This window comes from Rhodococcus sp. SBT000017 (genome assembly GCF_003688915.1).
Taxonomy (GTDB): domain Bacteria; phylum Actinomycetota; class Actinomycetes; order Mycobacteriales; family Mycobacteriaceae; genus Rhodococcoides.
The window spans coordinates 708,313-725,373 of the sequence record NZ_REFU01000002.1; the positions used below are offsets into that span (position 1 = coordinate 708,313).

The window sequence follows — 17,061 nt, forward strand, 5'->3', positions numbered from 1 at the left end:
ACTGGTGAATTCCACCCCGCACGGCCGCAGTCACGGCAGTTCTGCGGGTGCTGTCCGAGCCTGGTTCACCCAGCCTTACGACTACCGCTGGATGGCGGACTTCCAGAATTCCCGGCCCGCCGGAAAGCTCGTCCGGTGGGTGATGGCATGCCTGACGCTCAACTACGGCGTGCTGGCAGTGGTGTCCCTGTTTTCCGAGGACACCTCACGCAGCCCTATTGCCGTCGCCTGGAAAGCATGTCTGGTGGTGATGGTCGTGGCCGTCAGCGCGGCGTGGATCACCAGACCGTTTCCCGGCCGACTCGGAGTGGTGGCTTTTGCGGTCTTCGCCGATCTGGGGACGGCATCGACGCTGTTGATCAACCCGCTCGCGGACGCCCTGCTGACGTGCACGCTGTTCGCCGTGATCGGGACGTTCTGCACGTTCTGTCTCAGTCCCCGCTGGCTGGTGGCGCACCTGGTGTTCGCCGTGGCATGCACCCTCGTTGCCGCGGCAGCGACGTACTCCAGCGAGGAGGTGGGCATCGCATCACTGATCTTCCGGACGAACGTCGTGCTGCTCACGATCGCCGCAGTTCCACTCGTCTCGCATCTGCTGATCACCACGTTGACCGACGATGCCCGCCGTTCGTTGCTCGATCCGCTCACCGGTCTGCTCAATCGTCGCGGTCTCGACGCGGTCATCGACGATGTGTGGCCACGCGGCCGAGAGGCCGATCAGTGCTCGGCGGCGGTGATGATCGACATCGACCGCTTCAAATCCGTCAACGACATGTACGGGCACGAGGAGGGCGACGCGGTCATCGTGCGCATCGCCGAGCGTCTGCGCGCACACCTGGGCGAATACGGCGTGATCGCGCGCACCGGCGGAGAGGAATACCTCGCCGTCGTCTCGACGTCGCGACTCCACATCGATGCACTGGTTCATGGGGTACGCCGAGCACTGCATGATCCCGAGGATCCCGTCGCGGTGACGGTCAGCGTGGGGGCTGCGATTCTGCACGCGGATTCACCTGTGTGGGATCAGAACGTCGACATCGTGACGCGGGCGACGCGGGTGGCGGACTCGATGATGTACGAGGCGAAGGCCGCGGGCGGCAACCGAATCGCGACGACCATGCTCTGACCCACCACGTGGTATCCATGCGGGGTGGACATCCTCGCTTCTCGGACAATTCTCCGGCCCGTCGATTACCAGAGGACTCTCGAGTTCTACCGTGACGGTCTCTCGCTGGCGGTGTGTCGCGAATACCCCGGCGGAACGGTGTTCTTCGCGGGTCAGGGCCTGATCGAGGTCGCTGCGCACCATCGCGGCGACGAATCGGGGTCGTTCTCCGGCGCGCTGTGGTTACAGGTACGCGATATCGACTCTGCTACAGCGGAATTGACGGCCGCCGGCATCGAGATCGTGCGTGAGGCCCGAACCGAGCCGTGGGGTCTGATCGAGATGTGGATCGAGGATCCGGACGCGATTCCCATCGTGCTGGTGCAGATCCCCCAGGATCATCCGCTGCGGCGGGACAACCGCTAGCCCGTCGACGCGTCGTCGGCGATCGCGCGCAGTACCGCCGTTGCCGACTGCGGCCGCGACCACAGATACCCCTGAGCCAGGGTGCAGCCGAGCTCGAGCGCAGCGTCGGCCTGTTCGCGGCTCTCGATGCCTTCGACGATCATCGTCAGATCGAGGTCTTTCGCCACTCCGGCCAACGACCTGATCATCGCCCGTCCGGCCACGGTGTCGACGAACCGCGTCAGGTGCCCGTCGATCTTGATGCCGTCGGGCTGCAGCGTCACCAGCCGTTCGAGTGAGGACCAGCCGGAGCCGAAATCGTCCAGCAGCACCCGAAAGCCCAGCCGATGCACGTCGTCGATGTGCCTGCGCAGCAGCGGCCCCGGCGTCACGGCAGTGGTCTCGGTGAGTTCGAGCGAGATCGACGACGGCGACACCCCGGACGACGCGATGGCGCGCTGCAGCTGGCTGACGCCGTCGGGATGCGCGAGGTGGCGTCCGGAAATGTTGACGGTCAGCCGCAGGTCCGGACGGTGGACGTGCCACTTCTTCATTTCGGCCGCGGCCTGCGCGAGCACACTGAGGTCGACGTCGATGATCAGTTCACTGGCCTCGGCGAACGGTACGAAATCCGCAGGCACCACCATCCCCCGGGTGGGGTGGTGCCAACGCGCCAACGCCTCGAAGCCGACGATCTCCTCCGTCCGCAGATCCACGATCGATTGGAACCAGGGAACGATGTGGCCGTCGGCGATGGAGTCGGCGATGTCGTTGTCGCTACCGAGCCGGATGACGCCCGATCCGACGCGGCGGTGCAGGTCTAGTTGCTCCTCCAGTACCGACGCGAACTGTTCGAGTTCCTGCATCTGCTCACCCGAGAGCGAGCGCGGCGTGCGATCGAGCAGGCAGAGTGTGCCGATCACCAGGCCCTCGCGCCCGCGCAGCGGAACCGACGCGTAGGACGCGATGCCGTTGTCGTCGAGGATGGCGCGCTGCCGGGTGGTGGCGTGGACGCGTCCGTGCGCCACCACTGCGGGTTCGCCGGAGCGCACCACGTCGTCGCAGAGGGTGTCGGCCCGTACCACCGTGGACACCGGCGGTCCGCCGACGTTGACCAGCGTGTACTGAGTGTCTTCGTCGAGCACGTTGAGCTGGCAATGGCGAATCCGACGCTGCGTGCGGCGAATTCGACCGTCGATCGCAGAGCGGGCGTCGTCGCCTCGACATCGAGGTATCGACGAGCGGAGTCGCTCTGCCGGCGAGACTGGGAGCGCGCGGTGTCCGCGACCTCACCGTCCACCGGCATCACCTCGCAACGAACAGCCGGGCCCGTTCTGGAACCGGATCCAGGTGAGCTTAACCGTGCCACATCTGCAGTTTCGACCGATAGCCCATCCGAGAGCGGTCACAACGACGGATAGCGAGTGTGCAGCAGCCGATGCCGCAGCACCGCCGCGGCGAGTCGCTTGCCTTCGTCGGTCGCGACCGAGCCGACCGGCTGCAGCCTCGACGCCTGGCCCGGGTCCGGCAACTCGAACGCCCCGAGGGCGCTCAGTTCGGCAACCAAGGTCCGAGCAAGCGGCTCGGCGTGCTCGGCAGCGGGCTCCTCGCCGGAATGAGTCCACCCCTCGGCGCGCAGCAGACGCGCCAGGTCGTCTGCTGTCGATTCCACGTCGGCGACATCGTGACCGACGATCATGCGGGCCAGAACGACCTCTGCGGCAATCGTGTCCGGGTGATATTCGGTGCCGACGATGCCTGCGGTGAGCACACGCCAGAGCCCGTCGGAGCTGAGCTGTCGAGTTCGGGCCGTCGGTACCAACCGCCCGGCGGAACGACGCAGCAGACGCACCCTCATCAGGAGGCGTCGGACGATCAGGACTTTCTCCGTGTCGAGTTCGCGGCCAACATGCGAGGGCCGTTCGGCCGCAGGAAACACGGTGTTCGCGATGCTCGCCACCAACTCGTCCGGCAGGTACCCGGCGTCGGTCAACGCGACCCCGTCCCCGATGCATCCGATGAAACTCTCGAGCCTGCGCACACAGCCGTACACCGGCTCGACGGCCTCGTGCAGCGTCTCGCGCAGCCCCAGATACAGCTCGGCCCGCGGTGCGCTGTAGTTGCTCCACAACTCGATGCGGTGGTCGAGAAGCTGTTCGAGCAGGACTGCCTCGGAGTCGTCCTTACCCCGATCGGACGTCAGCACAGCATCGGTGACGCCGCGTCGACGCATGGCCTGCGCGTTGGCACCGAGCGGTCGCCCACCGGGCTTCGACGGCTCGAACTCGCCGGCGATGGTCGCCACTTCCAGTGTCTCGCCGATCTTTTCGACGATGGCCCGCTCGACGCCGGTCGGGGCGTCCTGCCAGGTGACGAGCTCGGTATCGACGGCGCCGATGCCCGATTGTTCGGTGGCGGCGCAATAGTGCTGCAACCACTCGGCGTCGTCGGGTGTTCGCACGAGCTCCTCGGTGACGGCGCTTCGGGCGATCTCCGCGTACCCGACGCGTCCGAGCCGGTCGAGCAGGTCGCCGAGCGCACGGGCGATATCTACGGCGCGATCGGGCCCCTCGGCCGCGTGGCGCAGGTACACCCACAGGTAGGTCTGCACGGAATGTTGCGTCGGGCCCGCGGGCGGAGACACGTCGACCAGACCGTCCCACCCCAGGCGCGCGTCGGCGGCGAGCGCGGGATCGACGGAATCGAAGTACGACAGAGCTGCCCACACCGCGTCGTCCATGCCCGATCCCTTCACGGTGTTCCACTGTTCCACAGCGACTCGATGTCGGGTGACAACCGCGGGTGCGCCCGTCCGCGATCGAGCCGAGCGACTAGCCTCGAGTCCGTGCTCGAGAGCGTATCCATTCCGTCGGGGCCTGCAGCGGCGGAGATCATGCCGCGGCTGAGTCGCATGCTCGCCGGCGACGGCCCGGCCCTGCTTCCCGTGCCCGCCGACGACCCGCGTGAGACCGAGCGCCTGCACGACGCACTGACACCGGGAACCCCCATCGACGACGGCGTCGCCCTGGTCGTCGCGACCTCCGGGACGACGGGTGTCCCCAAAGGGGCCATGCTGTCCGCGTCTGCACTGGTGGCGTCGGCGACGGCCACCGAGGAGCGACTCGGCGGACCAGGGTCGTGGCTGTTGGCGTTGCCCGCGCATCACATCGCCGGAATGCAGGTGCTGCTGCGCAGTGTGCTCGCCGGAACCTCGCCCGTCGTCATGGACGTGTCCGGTGGTTTCGATCCCTCCGCTTTGATCGACGCGGTGGGATCGATGTCGGGACCTCTGCGCTATACCTCGCTGGTCCCCGGGCAGCTGGTGAAGGCATTCCAGATCCCCGAGGCGGTCGCGGCACTCGCCTCACTGGACGCAGTGCTGCTCGGCGGGGCCGCGACGCCGGTACCACTGCGAGAGAAGGCACACGACGCAGGAATCCGGTTGGTGCGAACCTACGGAATGAGCGAAACCGCCGGCGGCTGCGTGTACGACGGAGTTCCTTTACGCGACACACTGGTTCGAATCCACGACGGCCGGGTCGTGTTGGGCGGCAAAACCGTGGCCTCGGGCTATCGCGGACTACCCGACCATCCGGCCTTCGCCGAACCGGGATGGTTCCGCACCGACGACGCCGGAACCATCGTCGACGGGGTTCTCAGCATCTCCGGGCGACTCGACGAGGCAATCTCTACCGGTGGACTGACCGTCGTGCCGCAGGTGGTCGAAGCCGCACTGATCACGCATCCCGCGGTACTCGAATGTGCAGTCGTGGGATTGCCCGACGAGCGACTGGGCCAGAAAATCGTGGTCGCAGTCGTCGCCTCTGCTCCGGTGACATTGGCGGACCTGCGCTCCCACGTTGCCGCCTCGCTGGACATCACCGCCGCGCCACGAGAATTGTTTCTGCTCGACTCCCTACCCACACGAGGTCCGGGAAAACTGAATCGGGCGGAACTGCAAACTGTGCTGGAGAAGCGCTGAGTGACTGCGGACTCCCGTTGACCGCTGCGGCCTTCGGTTGACCGCCGCGGCCTTCAGTTGACCGCAAACGCGCGCGCGTTCGTCAGGTGCGCGCGGAATCGTCAGCGAACCGGTGGCGAAACTGCGCGCGTTCAGCAAAGGCGCGCGCGTGTGCGCCGGAACGGTCATTAGAGCGGCGTGCCTTGATGGTGCACCAGTTCCCATCCGGTGTCCGAGCGCCGCCACAGCGAGGTTCTACGAGCGCGCATCTCCGGCGTCTGCGAAACCCACTGCAGCAGAACATAATCTGGACCGATCACTCGTCCGGTCGGTTCGATCACCTCGATTTCCACGGGGATCTCGGTGCCGAGCATGTCGAGTATCGACGACTTGTCCCACATCGTGCCCGAGGCTCCGACCTCGGTGAAATCGTCGGCGAGCAGACGGGTCAGCCGTTCGCGATCGCGTCGACATTTCGTCGTCTGCAGCTCTCGTTCGAGCTCGAGAACCAGCGACAGGTCGTTGTCAGCATTGGGTCGACCGGCACAGGTAAGCGGCATGGGGTGCACTGTCTCACGCACGAATGCGCGCGCGTTTGTCAGGTGCGCGCGGATTGGTCGACGAACAGGTAGCGAATTTGCGCGCGTCCAGCAAAGGCGCGCGCGTTTGCGGCGGAGGTGGGTGGGAGAGCGGGCGGGCCGGCGGGCAACAGACGCCTCAGCCCGCCATCTTCTCGTACAACCGCTCCACGTCCGTGTCCGTCCAACCGGGCGGCTCGAGGATCTCGGCCCACATGTTCACCGCGTCGGCTCCGTAGCTGTGGCCGTGTCCGTCGTCGACGTTCGTGGAGAAGACCTGATCGAACGTCAACTGCCAGAAGGTCACGAACGGGAACCACTGCACTCCGGGGTCGACGTCGGCACCGCGGGGTTCACGTAGCCAGTCGGGCCGGTTCAGGATCAGATCCGGCGACCACCACACGATGGGATCGGATGCGTGCTGCCAGTACACAATTCGGGGCTCTTCCCACTGACCACCGATGTCGAGATCCCCGGACGAACTCGCGAAGCGAACGTGCTCTGCGCCGTCGACGACGGGCAGGATCTCTCGGGAGCCGGCGTCGCGTCCACCGGTGATACGGGCCCACTGCGGCGTGAAGTTCGGGTTGCCGACCCACAGGGCACCGTCGATGCGCGCGATCATGTCCTGCGCGCCGCTGAACGCATCCTGGCCGCCGTAGGCACCGAGACTCTCGCCGAACAACACCAGCTTCGGTCGCGAGTCCTCGGGCAGTTCGCTCCACACTTCGTACACCGCCTCGAAGAGGGCTCGTCCGGCATCCTGCGGAGTCTGCCGGTCGGCCAGAAATGCCATCGGGCTCGGCAGAAACGAGTACTGCATCGACGCGATCGCAGAATTGCCGTCGTACAGGTATTCCAGAGGGCGAGCGACGGATTCGTTGACCCAGCCCGTTCCAGTGGTAGTGGCAACGGCGAGTACCGGGCGCGAGAACGCGTCGGTGCGTTCGAGCTCGGCGACCACTCGGTCGGCGACACCCTCGATGGTCTCTGCCGACTCGACACCTGCGTACACGCGAATCGGTTGCACCGCGGGCCTACCGGTGAATGTGCTGATCTCGTCCACGGTGGCACCGGACGCGACGAACCGTCGCCCCTGTTGGCCGAGCGAATCCCACGGCTCATTCGACGCGTCCGAACCGGAAAGCTCCACAGCGCTCGGCTGTTCCACGCCCTCGTCGGTACCACGATCGGCCGTCGAAGCCGACCGTTCGGCGACCGCCACAATGCCGCGAATGAGCGCGCCGTTGACGGCGAACACCACCAACAGGGCCACGACGATCACGCTGGCGATCCTTGCGACCGGCTTCGGCACGTACTGCTTACCCCACCGCGTCAACGCCTGAGATGCCCGCCGCAGCAGACGACCCAACGCCAGCACAGCCACGGCCACCACCAGAGAGACCACCAGCACCGCGATGTACAACGGCCTGCCGGGATCCTCCACACCGACGAGCTTGCGGACGATCTGCTGCCACCACGATCCCAGGATCAGGAACAGGGGAATCACCACCGCCGCAACAACGGCCAACGCCCACCACCCGCGTCGACGCCACTGCTCGGACCAGTCCGGTGACACCCCACATCGTCGCACCACCCACGCGATGAGGCATCCGACGCCGTATCCGATCGCGACGCTGATACCGGTGGCAACAGCCTGTAGATACCAGACGCGGGGCAACAGCGACGGAGTCATCGACAGCGCGAAGAACACCACGGCGAACAGCAGGCCCACGGGATGCAGCGCGCGGCAGTACCGATCCCCTCGCGAGCCCCGCCACCACGAACCGATCCGGGCCGACTGCCGTGTAGTCACTACCAGATCGTATTTCTCCGCCGACTGGGCTGCACCCGCTTCGACGTGCAAGCATTCAGTACATGAGTGTCCTGGTTTGCTTTCACGCACATCCCGACGACGAGGTGTTCGGTACCGGTGGCGTGATGCGCCTCGCCGCCGATGCCGGCCACCGCGTCGTCCTGGTCACCGCGACCGACGGTGCCCTCGGCGAGTACCCCGACGGCATCCTCGCCGAGGGCGAGACGTTGGCCGAGCGCAGGCGCATCGAGCTGGATCGTTCGGCCGCCGCTCTCGGAGTCGCCCGCATCGTGCGGCTGCACTATGCCGATTCCGGAATGGCCGGTACTGCAGAGAACGCGAACCCGGACGCGTTCTGCAACGTCGACGTCGACACTGCGGCACAGCGATTGGCCGACGTACTGCTCGAGGAGCAGGCCGACGTCGTCACCATCTACGACCCTAACGGTGGCTACGGTCATCCGGACCACATCCAGGTTCACGTCGTCGGCAAGCGCGCCACCGAGATCGCCGGGACTCGTTTCGTGTACGAGACCACCACCAACCGCGATCACATGCGCAAGCTGATGGAAGCCAATCCGCACTGGGGCGAAGAAGCGTCACCGCCGGACATCGAGACCTTCGGCCTGCCGGAAACCGAGATCACGACGGTGGTCGACGTGTCCAGCGTGATGGCCGCCAAACGGGCCGCAATGGAAGCCCACGAAACACAGGTCGGCGACTTCGGACCGTTTCTGCAGATGTCTCTGGAGGACCTCGCCACCACGTTCGGCACCGAATGGTTCAGAAAGCTACGCGGCACCGGGGGCGTCGGCCTCACGGAGACCTCGCTCCCGCTCTGACCTGGCCGGACAGCGGACGCAAGCGCGACGTACGCGTCGTGCAAGCGCCCGGGGTCATCGTTGGCCCCATGACCACACCAGCAATCGAGGCCCAGAACCTCGTCAAGACATTCGGTAAGCAACGTGCCGTCGACGGCGTGAGCCTGACCGTTCCCATCGGGGCGGTCTACGGCGTCCTCGGTCCCAACGGCGCGGGCAAGACCACGACGGTCCGCATGCTCGCCACCCTGCTGCGGCCCGACGGCGGCTCGGCTCGGGTCTTCGGCCACGATGTCGTCGCCGACGCCACCGCCGTCCGGTCACTCGTCGGCGTCACCGGCCAGTACGCGTCGGTCGACGAGGACCTCACCGCAACCGAGAATCTCGTCGTCTTCTCCCGCCTACTCGGGCTCGGTCGCCGCGAGAGCAAGGCCAAAGCCGTCGACCTCCTGGAGGAATTCGGGCTGACCGAGGCGGCGTCGAGACCGTTGAAGAAGTTCTCCGGCGGCATGCGTCGACGCCTCGATCTGGCAGCGAGCCTGATCTCGGCACCACCGCTGCTGTTCCTCGACGAGCCGACCACCGGCCTCGATCCCCGCACCCGAGCGCAGATGTGGGACACCATCCGACGCCTCGTCGCCGAGGGCTCGACCGTCCTTCTCACCACCCAGTACCTCGACGAGGCCGACCAGCTGTGCGATCGAATCGCCGTCATCGACCACGGCCGCGTCATCGCCGACGACACCGCCGACGGGCTCAAGTCCTCGGTGGGTACATCCGCTCTCGCACTGACTCTGACCGACCGACACCAGATCGACGACGCACGAGCGTTGGTTGCCGAGCAGCTGGGCGTCGAGGTGGCCGTCAGCCCCGAGTCGGCTCGCCTCACCGCACCGATGGCCGACACGTCGATCACCCCCGACATCTTGATTCGCTTGCGCGATTTCGGAATCGACGTCAACGAAATCACCGTCACCAAACCCAGCCTGGACGAGGTCTTCCTGACCCTCACCGGCAAGAGCGCAGACGAGGACGCAGCATGACCACCACACTCACCCCGCAGTCTTCGACACACATCGACCCCGCCGACCGACCTGTCGTGCGCCACATCGGCCTGACCCGCACCGCCGCGCAGTCCGTCACCATGGGATATCGGGGTCTGCTCAAGCTCCGGCACAACCCGGAACAGCTCGCCGATGTGGTCTTCGTACCGATCATCTTCACGCTGATGTTCAGCTACATCTTCGGCGGCGCGGTTGCAGGCGACGTCACCTCGTACCTGCCGTTGATCGTGCCGGGAATCCTGGTGCAAACGGTCATCACCGGTTCCGTCGTCACCGGTACCCAGCTACGCGAGGACATGGACAAGGGCGTCTTCGACCGATTCCGATCGCTCCCTATCGCCCGAATCTCGCCGCTCGCAGGCGCATTGATGGCCGACGTCATCCGCTACCTGATCGCCGCGGTCGTCTGCTTCCTCACCGGACTCGCGATGGGCTACCACCCGGCCGGCGGTGCGCTCGGTCTCGCTGGAGCGGTACTACTGGTGATGTTCTGTGCTTGGGCGATCAGCTGGATCTTCGCACTGCTGGGCACCCTGATGAGCAAAGCCTCGTCGGTTCAGGGCATCTCGATGCTGGTGTTGTTCCCGCTTACCTTCCTGTCCAATGCCTTCGTCGACACCAGCACGATGCCGAGCTGGCTAGGCACATTCGCCGATGTCAACCCCGTATCCCACCTGGTGACGGCCGTTCGTGAACTGGCGAACAACGGACACTTCGGAATTCACGTCGTGTACTCACTCGTCGGCGGCGCCGTCATCGTTGCGATCTTCGCCCCACTGACCGTCCGAATGTACATGCGCAAGGCCTAGACAAGCGGAAGCAACCGCAGAATCTCCTGCAGCGCAATACTTCTGGTGAATACTGCGGCCCGAGCGAGCCCGGCGTCGACCTCACGGTCACCGGCAATCGCTCGGGCCGCAGTGACATGTCGATCGATCCGCATCGACGGAAAGTCCTGCCGACCCACCGCCCTGCTCGACACCGCCAGCAACTGCATCCCCAACGCCCGGTCTCCGCGGTGAATCTCGAACGAACCCACCGCACACGCAACTGCGCCGAACATCGGAATGTCGTAGAAACCGCCCGGCACCAACATATTCCACGGCTTGCGCGTCAGCGCCGCCACCGCATCGGCCATATCCTCGCCGCAACCGTGCAGAACGTGCGCACCCACGGCCGCACACACCAGAATGGTCATGAACGGATCACTTGGATCCTCCGACGGCCACCCACCCAACGCCAACGCGGCACGAAAACCCTCGAGACCCTGCTCGACGGGACCGTCCTCGAGATCCGCAGCAGCCCGCGCCGCCGTCAACGACGCGGAATTCGACCGCTGCTGAGCGCGATCCCAGCGGGCACCGACGTCAGTGTCCGAGGGTGGATCGAGGGCGATCTCCTGCCCCTGCGCCGCGGCTTCCAGCTCATCGATCAGTCCCCGTCCCTCGTCCACGCGACCAGCTCCGATCAACGCCATCGCCAGAAAAGTGCGCGTCTGCATGCTCTCCTCGAACGCATGCATCTCCCACATGACGTCGGCCGAGGTTCGGTAGTACTCCACGGCCCGCGCGTAGTCACCCGACAGGCCGTACGAGCTGGCCAGCGTCTGCGACGTCGAGCCAACGGCCCACAGGTCGCCCCGACGCCGTGCGATGACGAGCGCCTGCTCGCCGTCTCGGATCGACTCGAACAGGCGGCCCGAGTTCTGAGCCAGCATCGAGCGAACGACGTACGCGTTGCAGCGAACGTCGTCGTGCTCGGATCGAATGGCCAGGGCGAGTTTTCGGGCCAATCCTCGACCCCCGGCGTGGTGGACCACAACTTCCGAGTTGAAGCGCAACCCCGGCGACATCCCGGCTCGACTGTTCAGCAGGTGCCGGAGATCCATGCGAATGCGAGCTACCCGACGAAGATCCCCGCCGTAGGCGAAGTGGGCTGCCAGCACCAGCAGGGCCATCGCGGCATTGTCGTCGGGCGTGCCGACCATCCCGCCACGCATGCTTCTCGACACCCGGTCTGCCCAGTTGAGCACCTCCGAATGCGCCCCGCGCATGGCCCAGAAGTAGCCCAGTACCGAGAACAACGTGCACACGTGGTCCGAAAACTGTTGCGCATGAGAATGTCTCATCACCGACAGCAGGTTGTCGTGTTCGGCCTCCATGAGCGCGACCATCTCGGCCGGACGCCCACCGGAATAGCCGGCGGACACCCGAACCGCGACGGACGTGGACCACTCACGCAGTCGTGCTGCGACTTCTTGGACCTCGCCGCTGGCGTCGAGCTGCTCCTCGCCGTACTCGCGCACCGTCTCGAGCATGTGGTACCGAATTCCGGTCGTCGTCTCGACCACGCTGAGCATGGACTGATTCACCAGACCGTCGAGCGCAGCCGAAACATCCTCCACTGCAGCCCATTGCGCCACCTGCCTCGCTGCGTCGAGATCGAATCCCGCAGGGAACCGGCACAGTCGACGCAGCGCCGCCTGCTCGGAGGCGTCGAGCAGATTCCAACTCCAGTCGATGACGGCGTGCAACGTCCGATGCCGTTCGGGCCTGGTTCGATCCGCCGATTTCAGTAGCGTGAAGCGACGGTCGAGCCTCGCTTCGATCTCCTCGACGCTCATCGACTTGACCCGTGCCGCAGCCAGTTCGATCGCCAACGGCAATCCGTCCAACGTACGGCACAGGCGGGCCACCGCGTCGGGTTCGAGGTGCGCCGACGGCCGGACTGCCCGCGCCCTGATGCAGAACAGTTCCGTCGCAGGCGAATTCGAGCCGATGAGGCCCAGTGACGGCAGCGGAAAGACCGACTCGGCCGTGATCCCCATCGGGGAACGCGACGTCGCCAGCACCGTCACCGCGTCGGTCGACGCAACCAGGGCGTCGACCACCACCGCGACCTCGTCGATCACGTGCTCGCAATTGTCGAGAATCAGCAAGCCCCGCCGCGTCGAGAAGACGTCGACCAGTCGTTCCCGAATCGAATGGACCCGGGCGACCGGAAGCCCACCGACCTTGACGTCGGCCTCGGTGAGGCCCAGGGTCGCTCCGATCGCCGAGGCGACGTCCTCCTCGCTGCGCAGCGATGCCAGTTCGACGAAAGCTACCGACATGTGGGCACCGGCGCGGCGTCCGAGTTCGTGTGCGATCCGCGTCTTACCCGCGCCGCCGGGACCGAGGACCGTGGTCACACGAGAACTGCCGAGCAGTACCTCGATCGCGTCGACGTCGTCGCCTCGTCCGATGAGTGCGTTCGGTGCGGCGCGCAGACCGATGGCCTGCAGCATCTTCGGTGCGGTGTGTCCCAGAATCTCGGTGTTCAACGCGGTCACGGCCGGCGAGGGGTCCGTTCCCAGACGTTCGGCGAGTTCGGTTCGCAACGCCGCGAACAGCGTGAGGGCATCGTTGGATCTGCCTGCGCCGTGCAATGCACGCATGAGGTCGGCGGTAGCAAGTTCGTCGGTTGGATCTGCGGCGACTCTCGCCCGAGCAAGCGGGATGGCGTCGTCGAAACGGCGCAACCCGAGCAACGCCGAGATCTGTACGGACCTCAGCGCGACCTCGAGCAGTTCGGCCTGCACTCGGACCGATTCCGCAGGCTCCCCTCGCCACAGCCTCAGGGCGTCGAGCACACCGTCGAGAGCGTCCTGCCACTGCGAAGAAGCGAGCCGACCCTCCGCAGCGCGAGTGAGGACACGCGCGCGGCCGAGGTCGGTGTCGTCAGAGTCGAGAGCCAACCGATAGCCACCGCGGTCGCTCTCGAGAACGCCTGCGGGCAACACCGACCGCAGCCGAGAGATCTGCGTCTGCAGAGCGTTCTTCGGCGAACGGGGAGGCTCGTCGGGCCACACCTCGTCGATGAGCGCGTGCGCCGACCGCATCCGCCCCGGTTCCAGCGCCAAGGCCACCAGCAGGGCCTGCGCCCGCGCACCCGGCACCGGAACGAAATCGTTGCCGATTCGGGTCGCGACCACGCCGAGGATCCTCACCACCGGGAGGTCGGTCGTGAGGTGATTCGTCCGAGGATGCGCGATATCGATGGGCACTGCCACCAGATCGTAGGCCGATGATGTGACCCCATCGACCTGACCTTCGGATTGTTTCGAGCCTCTAACCAAACCGCGAGACGGTACAGTGTTCACGTCGCCTGTCATGAGGGCGAGTTCTTCAGACCTGAACACCGTCACCGAAATGGAGAGGCCGGAGAAGCGATGCGTTCGTCAGTGGGTGTGTCCCTGGGCACGTGCGGCATTCGCACGGCACGGACCACCGAAGACGGCGCGTGGACCGACGGCACCCAGTTCGACGATTGGCAGCTCTCCCCCACGGCGTCCGACGTCGCGCGCGTCGTCCGCGGCATCGTCGACAGTCCCGACGCGCCCCAGTCGCTCGGCGTCGCCTATCGCACCCCCGAGGAACGCACCGGGATCGCCGACGCGCTGGCCGAGGAGTACGTCTCCGACGTCCACCTCATCGACAGGACCGGCGCGGCAATGGAATACCTGCGCCCAGGGCTTCCCTCCCACCACCGAACGATCGCGCTGTTCGACGCGGGCGAGACCGGAGTCGACGTCGACATCGTGGACGTCGAATCCGGCCGCTCCTACGGTTCGGCGCGGACCACCGCCATGAGCGGTGCCTCCTTCGACGCTGTGGTCCGTGAACACATACTCGGACTCGGCATAGTGCGTCCACCCCAATCTCCGGACGAAGACAGTGCGCTCACGGCGTTCTGCCGCGGGATCAAAGAGGCGCTGTCCTCGCACCTGACCACCAGCACTCCCGACGGCGAGCACATCCTCCTCGAGCGGCACATCTTCGAGCTGTCCATTGCACGCTCCACCGAACAGGCCGCCGAAACGGTGCGTCAACTCGGTCTCGAGGCCGAGTTCTATCCCGACGCCGTCATCGCCATCGGTGGCACGTCCAACGTTCCGTTGGTCCGTGCCACCCTCGAACGCTTCCTGCAACTGCCGGTCGTCGTCCCGGACAGGCCAGAGCTGGTCGTCGCCGGCGGTGCCGCGGTACACGCCACCCACGTCGACGCGACCCACGTGCCGCCGCTGGTCTCGCACCGCCCCGCGTTGGCACGGCTGGGCATGATCGCGCTACCGATCGCAGGCGTCATCGCCGCGATCGGACTGTTCACCGCACTCGGATCCAGCGACGAGAGTCAACCGCTGAGCACGCCCGCCAGCGTCGGTGAGTCGGTTCCGCAAACCACGACGCCTGCCGCCACCAGCACCACGACGGCCACATCGTCGCCGCCCCCCGACATCCCACCTCCCCCACCGACCACCACCGCACCTGCACCTGCTGCCGCCGATGCAGCGCCCTACGTGCAGTACCAGCAGCCGCACTACTACCCGCCGCCACCTCCGCCTCCCCCCACGGTGCCCCTCCCACAGATTCCCGGTGTCCAGATGCCCGTCATCCCGCTGCCGGTATTGCCGCGCCTGCCGTTCTGACCGGCCGCGTTCTCACCCGTCGGACAGATACGGAAAGATCGTCGCTCATGGCCACCACTGCGCAATGGATCGAAGGTGCGCGACCGCGCACACTCCCGAATGCGATCGCCCCCGTCCTCGTCGGCACCGGTGCGGCCGTATCGCTGGACGGAGGAGTGTGGTGGAAGGCGCTGCTGGCGTTGGTCGTCTCGCTGGCTCTGATAGTCGGCGTCAACTTCGCCAACGATTACTCCGACGGAATCCGTGGCACCGACGACGATCGAGTCGGGCCCCTGAGACTGGTCGGCTCGAAGGCCGCGTCCGCCGGGGCAGTCAAGAAGGCCGCCATCGGTTGCTTCGCAGTCGGCGCAGTGGCCGGACTGGTCCTGGCTGCGACCAGCGCGTGGTGGCTGGTCATCGTCGGGCTCGTCTGCATCGCCGGTGCCTGGTACTACACCGGCGGCTCGAAGCCGTACGGCTACAGCGGTTTCGGCGAGATCGCCGTGTTCGTGTTCTTCGGTCTCGTTGCGGTTCTCGGCACCCAGTTCGTGCAAGCCGAGCAGATCGACTGGGCGGGAGTGTTGGCAGCGGTGGCTGTCGGATCGTTCTCGAGTGCAGTCCTGGTCGCCAACAACTTGCGCGACATCCCCACCGACACCGAATCCGGGAAACTCACTCTCGCAGTGCGATTGGGCGACACCCGCACTCGCTACCTGCATCTCGCGTTGCTGGTGGTGCCGTTCGCGATGACCGTCGTTCTGATCGCTCGCACCCCATGGGCGTTGGTCGGCCTGCTCGCGCTTCCCTTCGCCGCTCGCGCGAATTCCCCGGTACGCAAGGGAGCTCATGGATTCGAGCTGATTCCGGCGCTGCGCGATTCGGGCCTGGCGATGCTCGTCTGGGGCGCGAGCACCGGCGTTGCGTTGGCCTTCGCCTAACGCTTGTCGGGCACGAATGCGCCCAACAGGAAGTTCACGATCGAGATGATGATCGCGCCCCAGAACGCGGCGGCGAAACCGACGATCTCGAGACCGTAGCCGGTCTGCGACGACAGCCAGCCCGTCAACAACAGCATCAACGCGTTGATCACGAGAGTGAACAGCCCGAGAGTCAGAATCAGCAACGGCAGCGACATGAGCTGCACCAGCGGCTTGATGAACGCATTGACGATCGTCAACACGGCCGCGATACCCAGCAGCACCACGATGTCCCACCCGTCGCCGCGCCCCGAGCTGGTGACAGTGATGCCGTCCACGAATTCTTTGGCAACCCAAATGGCAACGGCGTTGATCACGAGCCGAATCAAGAAGTTCATGGCGCCATCGTAGAGTCGCAAACGGCCGAGAGCTATGGCGTCCGCACGAGCGAGACAACCGATCGCAACAGCTCGAGTGAGCATTGCTGCTGCACCAGTTCGGTGAACGACGGATCGGCACCACGAACCAAACCGAGAAGAATATGTTCGACGCCGATCTCGCGGTCCCGTCGTTCGACGGCTTCCTTCAGCGACAGCTTCAGCACTTCCTTGGCCGATGCGGCGAACGGGAGGTAATGCGGTACTGAGGTCTGCGCGCCCTCCAGTGCGCGCGGGCCGAGAGTGGAGTCGATCGTCGAGACGATGGCGTCCAGATCGATTCCGAGAGACTTCAGCGCACGCGCATCCTGAGACTGCGCGTCCGCGAGAACTCCGTCGACTGTGAATCCGGCTGCCCCCAGTGCCTTCTTCAGAGGTTCGTCGGCATGATCGAGGGCACCGAGAAACAGGTGTACGGGCTCGATCCGGTGCGAATGCAACGCCCGCGCGTGGCCCTGCGCGCCGACGACGACAGCTCTGGCCGACTTGGTGAATTGCTCGAACATGATTG

15 protein-coding genes are annotated in these 17,061 nt (G+C 65.8%); 8 read left to right on the forward strand and 7 right to left on the reverse strand.

Translation table 11 applies throughout. The features are described 5' to 3' along the window. The first annotated feature begins 4 nt into the window (after nt 1-4). Together AYK61_RS24500 and AYK61_RS24505 are read left to right on the forward strand one after the other, a co-directional pair. Nucleotides 5-1,126, forward strand: a complete 1,122-nt coding sequence (locus AYK61_RS24500; RefSeq protein ID WP_183130536.1) for a GGDEF domain-containing protein — start codon at nt 5-7, stop codon at nt 1,124-1,126. A 24-nt stretch (nt 1,127-1,150) separates the two neighbouring features. Further along, a complete protein-coding gene (locus AYK61_RS24505) occupies nt 1,151-1,531 on the forward strand; it encodes a VOC family protein (protein WP_121873433.1) in 381 nt (126 codons plus the stop codon). Here AYK61_RS24505 and AYK61_RS24510 read toward each other — a convergent pair. Both AYK61_RS24510 and AYK61_RS24515 read right to left on the reverse strand, forming a co-directional pair. Then, a complete protein-coding gene (locus tag AYK61_RS24510) occupies nt 1,528-2,655 on the reverse strand; it encodes an EAL domain-containing protein (protein WP_259468263.1) in 1,128 nt (375 codons plus the stop codon). The two genes, AYK61_RS24505 and AYK61_RS24510, sit on opposite strands and share 4 nt — an antisense overlap. 260 nt (nt 2,656-2,915) lie before the next feature. Further along, complete coding sequence (locus tag AYK61_RS24515) at nt 2,916-4,283, reverse strand: hypothetical protein (RefSeq protein WP_259468264.1); 1,368 nt, start codon at nt 4,281-4,283, stop codon at nt 2,916-2,918. Nucleotides 4,284-4,403: 120 nt separating this feature from the next. On the opposite strand from AYK61_RS24515, the gene menE reads away from it, so the two are divergent. Further along, entirely contained in the window at nt 4,404-5,492 is a 1,089-nt protein-coding gene (gene menE, locus AYK61_RS24520; protein WP_259468290.1) for an o-succinylbenzoate--CoA ligase, read from the forward strand. Between the two features lie 167 nt (nt 5,493-5,659). Here menE and AYK61_RS24525 read toward each other — a convergent pair whose 3' ends face one another. Next, a complete protein-coding gene (locus tag AYK61_RS24525) occupies nt 5,660-6,031 on the reverse strand; it encodes a DUF4440 domain-containing protein (RefSeq protein ID WP_121873435.1) in 372 nt (123 codons plus the stop codon). Nucleotides 6,032-6,188: 157 nt separating this feature from the next. Continuing rightward, a complete protein-coding gene (locus tag AYK61_RS24530; RefSeq protein ID WP_259468265.1) occupies nt 6,189-7,865 on the reverse strand; it encodes an alpha/beta hydrolase in 1,677 nt (558 codons plus the stop codon). A gap of 62 nt (nt 7,866-7,927) precedes the next feature. Here AYK61_RS24530 and AYK61_RS24535 point away from each other — a divergent pair, with 62 nt between their 5' ends. The 3 genes from AYK61_RS24535 (at nt 7,928) to AYK61_RS24545 (ending at nt 10,559) form a co-directional block, all read left to right on the forward strand. Continuing rightward, nucleotides 7,928-8,707, forward strand: a complete 780-nt coding sequence (locus tag AYK61_RS24535) for a PIG-L family deacetylase (RefSeq protein ID WP_121873436.1) — start codon at nt 7,928-7,930, stop codon at nt 8,705-8,707. A 68-nt stretch (nt 8,708-8,775) separates the two neighbouring features. Continuing rightward, complete coding sequence (locus tag AYK61_RS24540) at nt 8,776-9,729, forward strand: ATP-binding cassette domain-containing protein (RefSeq protein WP_121873437.1); 954 nt, start codon at nt 8,776-8,778, stop codon at nt 9,727-9,729. Then, nucleotides 9,726-10,559 (forward strand): ABC transporter permease, encoded by an 834-nt coding sequence (locus AYK61_RS24545; RefSeq protein WP_121873438.1) that lies wholly within the window; start codon nt 9,726-9,728, stop codon nt 10,557-10,559. Before AYK61_RS24540 ends, AYK61_RS24545 begins: the two co-directional genes overlap by 4 nt. On the opposite strand, the gene AYK61_RS24550 is transcribed toward AYK61_RS24545, so the two are convergent. Beyond that, on the reverse strand, nt 10,556-13,723 hold the full coding sequence (locus AYK61_RS24550) for a BTAD domain-containing putative transcriptional regulator (protein WP_259468266.1): 3,168 nt from the start codon (nt 13,721-13,723) through the stop codon (nt 10,556-10,558). The two genes, AYK61_RS24545 and AYK61_RS24550, sit on opposite strands and share 4 nt — an antisense overlap. A gap of 237 nt (nt 13,724-13,960) precedes the next feature. Here AYK61_RS24550 and AYK61_RS24555 point away from each other — a divergent pair, with 237 nt between their 5' ends. Together AYK61_RS24555 and AYK61_RS24560 are read left to right on the forward strand one after the other, a co-directional pair. Further along, entirely contained in the window at nt 13,961-15,217 is a 1,257-nt protein-coding gene (locus AYK61_RS24555) for an Hsp70 family protein (RefSeq protein WP_121873439.1), read from the forward strand. A 47-nt stretch (nt 15,218-15,264) separates the two neighbouring features. Continuing rightward, complete coding sequence (locus tag AYK61_RS24560) at nt 15,265-16,134, forward strand: 1,4-dihydroxy-2-naphthoate polyprenyltransferase (RefSeq protein WP_121873440.1); 870 nt, start codon at nt 15,265-15,267, stop codon at nt 16,132-16,134. Here AYK61_RS24560 and AYK61_RS24565 read toward each other — a convergent pair. Further along, nucleotides 16,131-16,511: a phage holin family protein gene (locus AYK61_RS24565; protein ID WP_121873441.1), complete on the reverse strand. Its 381-nt coding sequence runs from the start codon at nt 16,509-16,511 to the stop codon at nt 16,131-16,133. The two genes, AYK61_RS24560 and AYK61_RS24565, sit on opposite strands and share 4 nt — an antisense overlap. Before the next feature lie 32 nt (nt 16,512-16,543). Then, on the reverse strand, nt 16,544-17,056 hold the full coding sequence (locus tag AYK61_RS24570) for a Clp protease N-terminal domain-containing protein (RefSeq protein ID WP_121873442.1): 513 nt from the start codon (nt 17,054-17,056) through the stop codon (nt 16,544-16,546). Nucleotides 17,057-17,061: the final 5 nt, after the last annotated feature.

Excerpts from the sequence above, each read along its gene's own strand:
- menE (WP_259468290.1), top strand. The coding sequence starts at position 4,404 with ATGCCGCGGCTGAGTCGCATGCTCGCCGGCGACGGCCCGGCCCTGCTT.
- AYK61_RS24560 (WP_121873440.1), top strand. The coding sequence starts at position 15,265 with ATGGCCACCACTGCGCAATGGATCGAAGGTGCGCGACCGCGCACACTC.
- AYK61_RS24570 (WP_121873442.1), bottom strand. The coding sequence starts at position 17,056 with ATGTTCGAGCAATTCACCAAGTCGGCCAGAGCTGTCGTCGTCGGCGCG.
- AYK61_RS24540 (WP_121873437.1), top strand. The coding sequence starts at position 8,776 with ATGACCACACCAGCAATCGAGGCCCAGAACCTCGTCAAGACATTCGGT.
- AYK61_RS24555 (WP_121873439.1), top strand. The coding sequence starts at position 13,961 with ATGCGTTCGTCAGTGGGTGTGTCCCTGGGCACGTGCGGCATTCGCACG.
- AYK61_RS24535 (WP_121873436.1), top strand. The coding sequence starts at position 7,928 with ATGAGTGTCCTGGTTTGCTTTCACGCACATCCCGACGACGAGGTGTTC.
- AYK61_RS24525 (WP_121873435.1), bottom strand. The coding sequence starts at position 6,031 with ATGCCGCTTACCTGTGCCGGTCGACCCAATGCTGACAACGACCTGTCG.
- AYK61_RS24545 (WP_121873438.1), top strand. The coding sequence starts at position 9,726 with ATGACCACCACACTCACCCCGCAGTCTTCGACACACATCGACCCCGCC.
- AYK61_RS24565 (WP_121873441.1), bottom strand. The coding sequence starts at position 16,511 with ATGAACTTCTTGATTCGGCTCGTGATCAACGCCGTTGCCATTTGGGTT.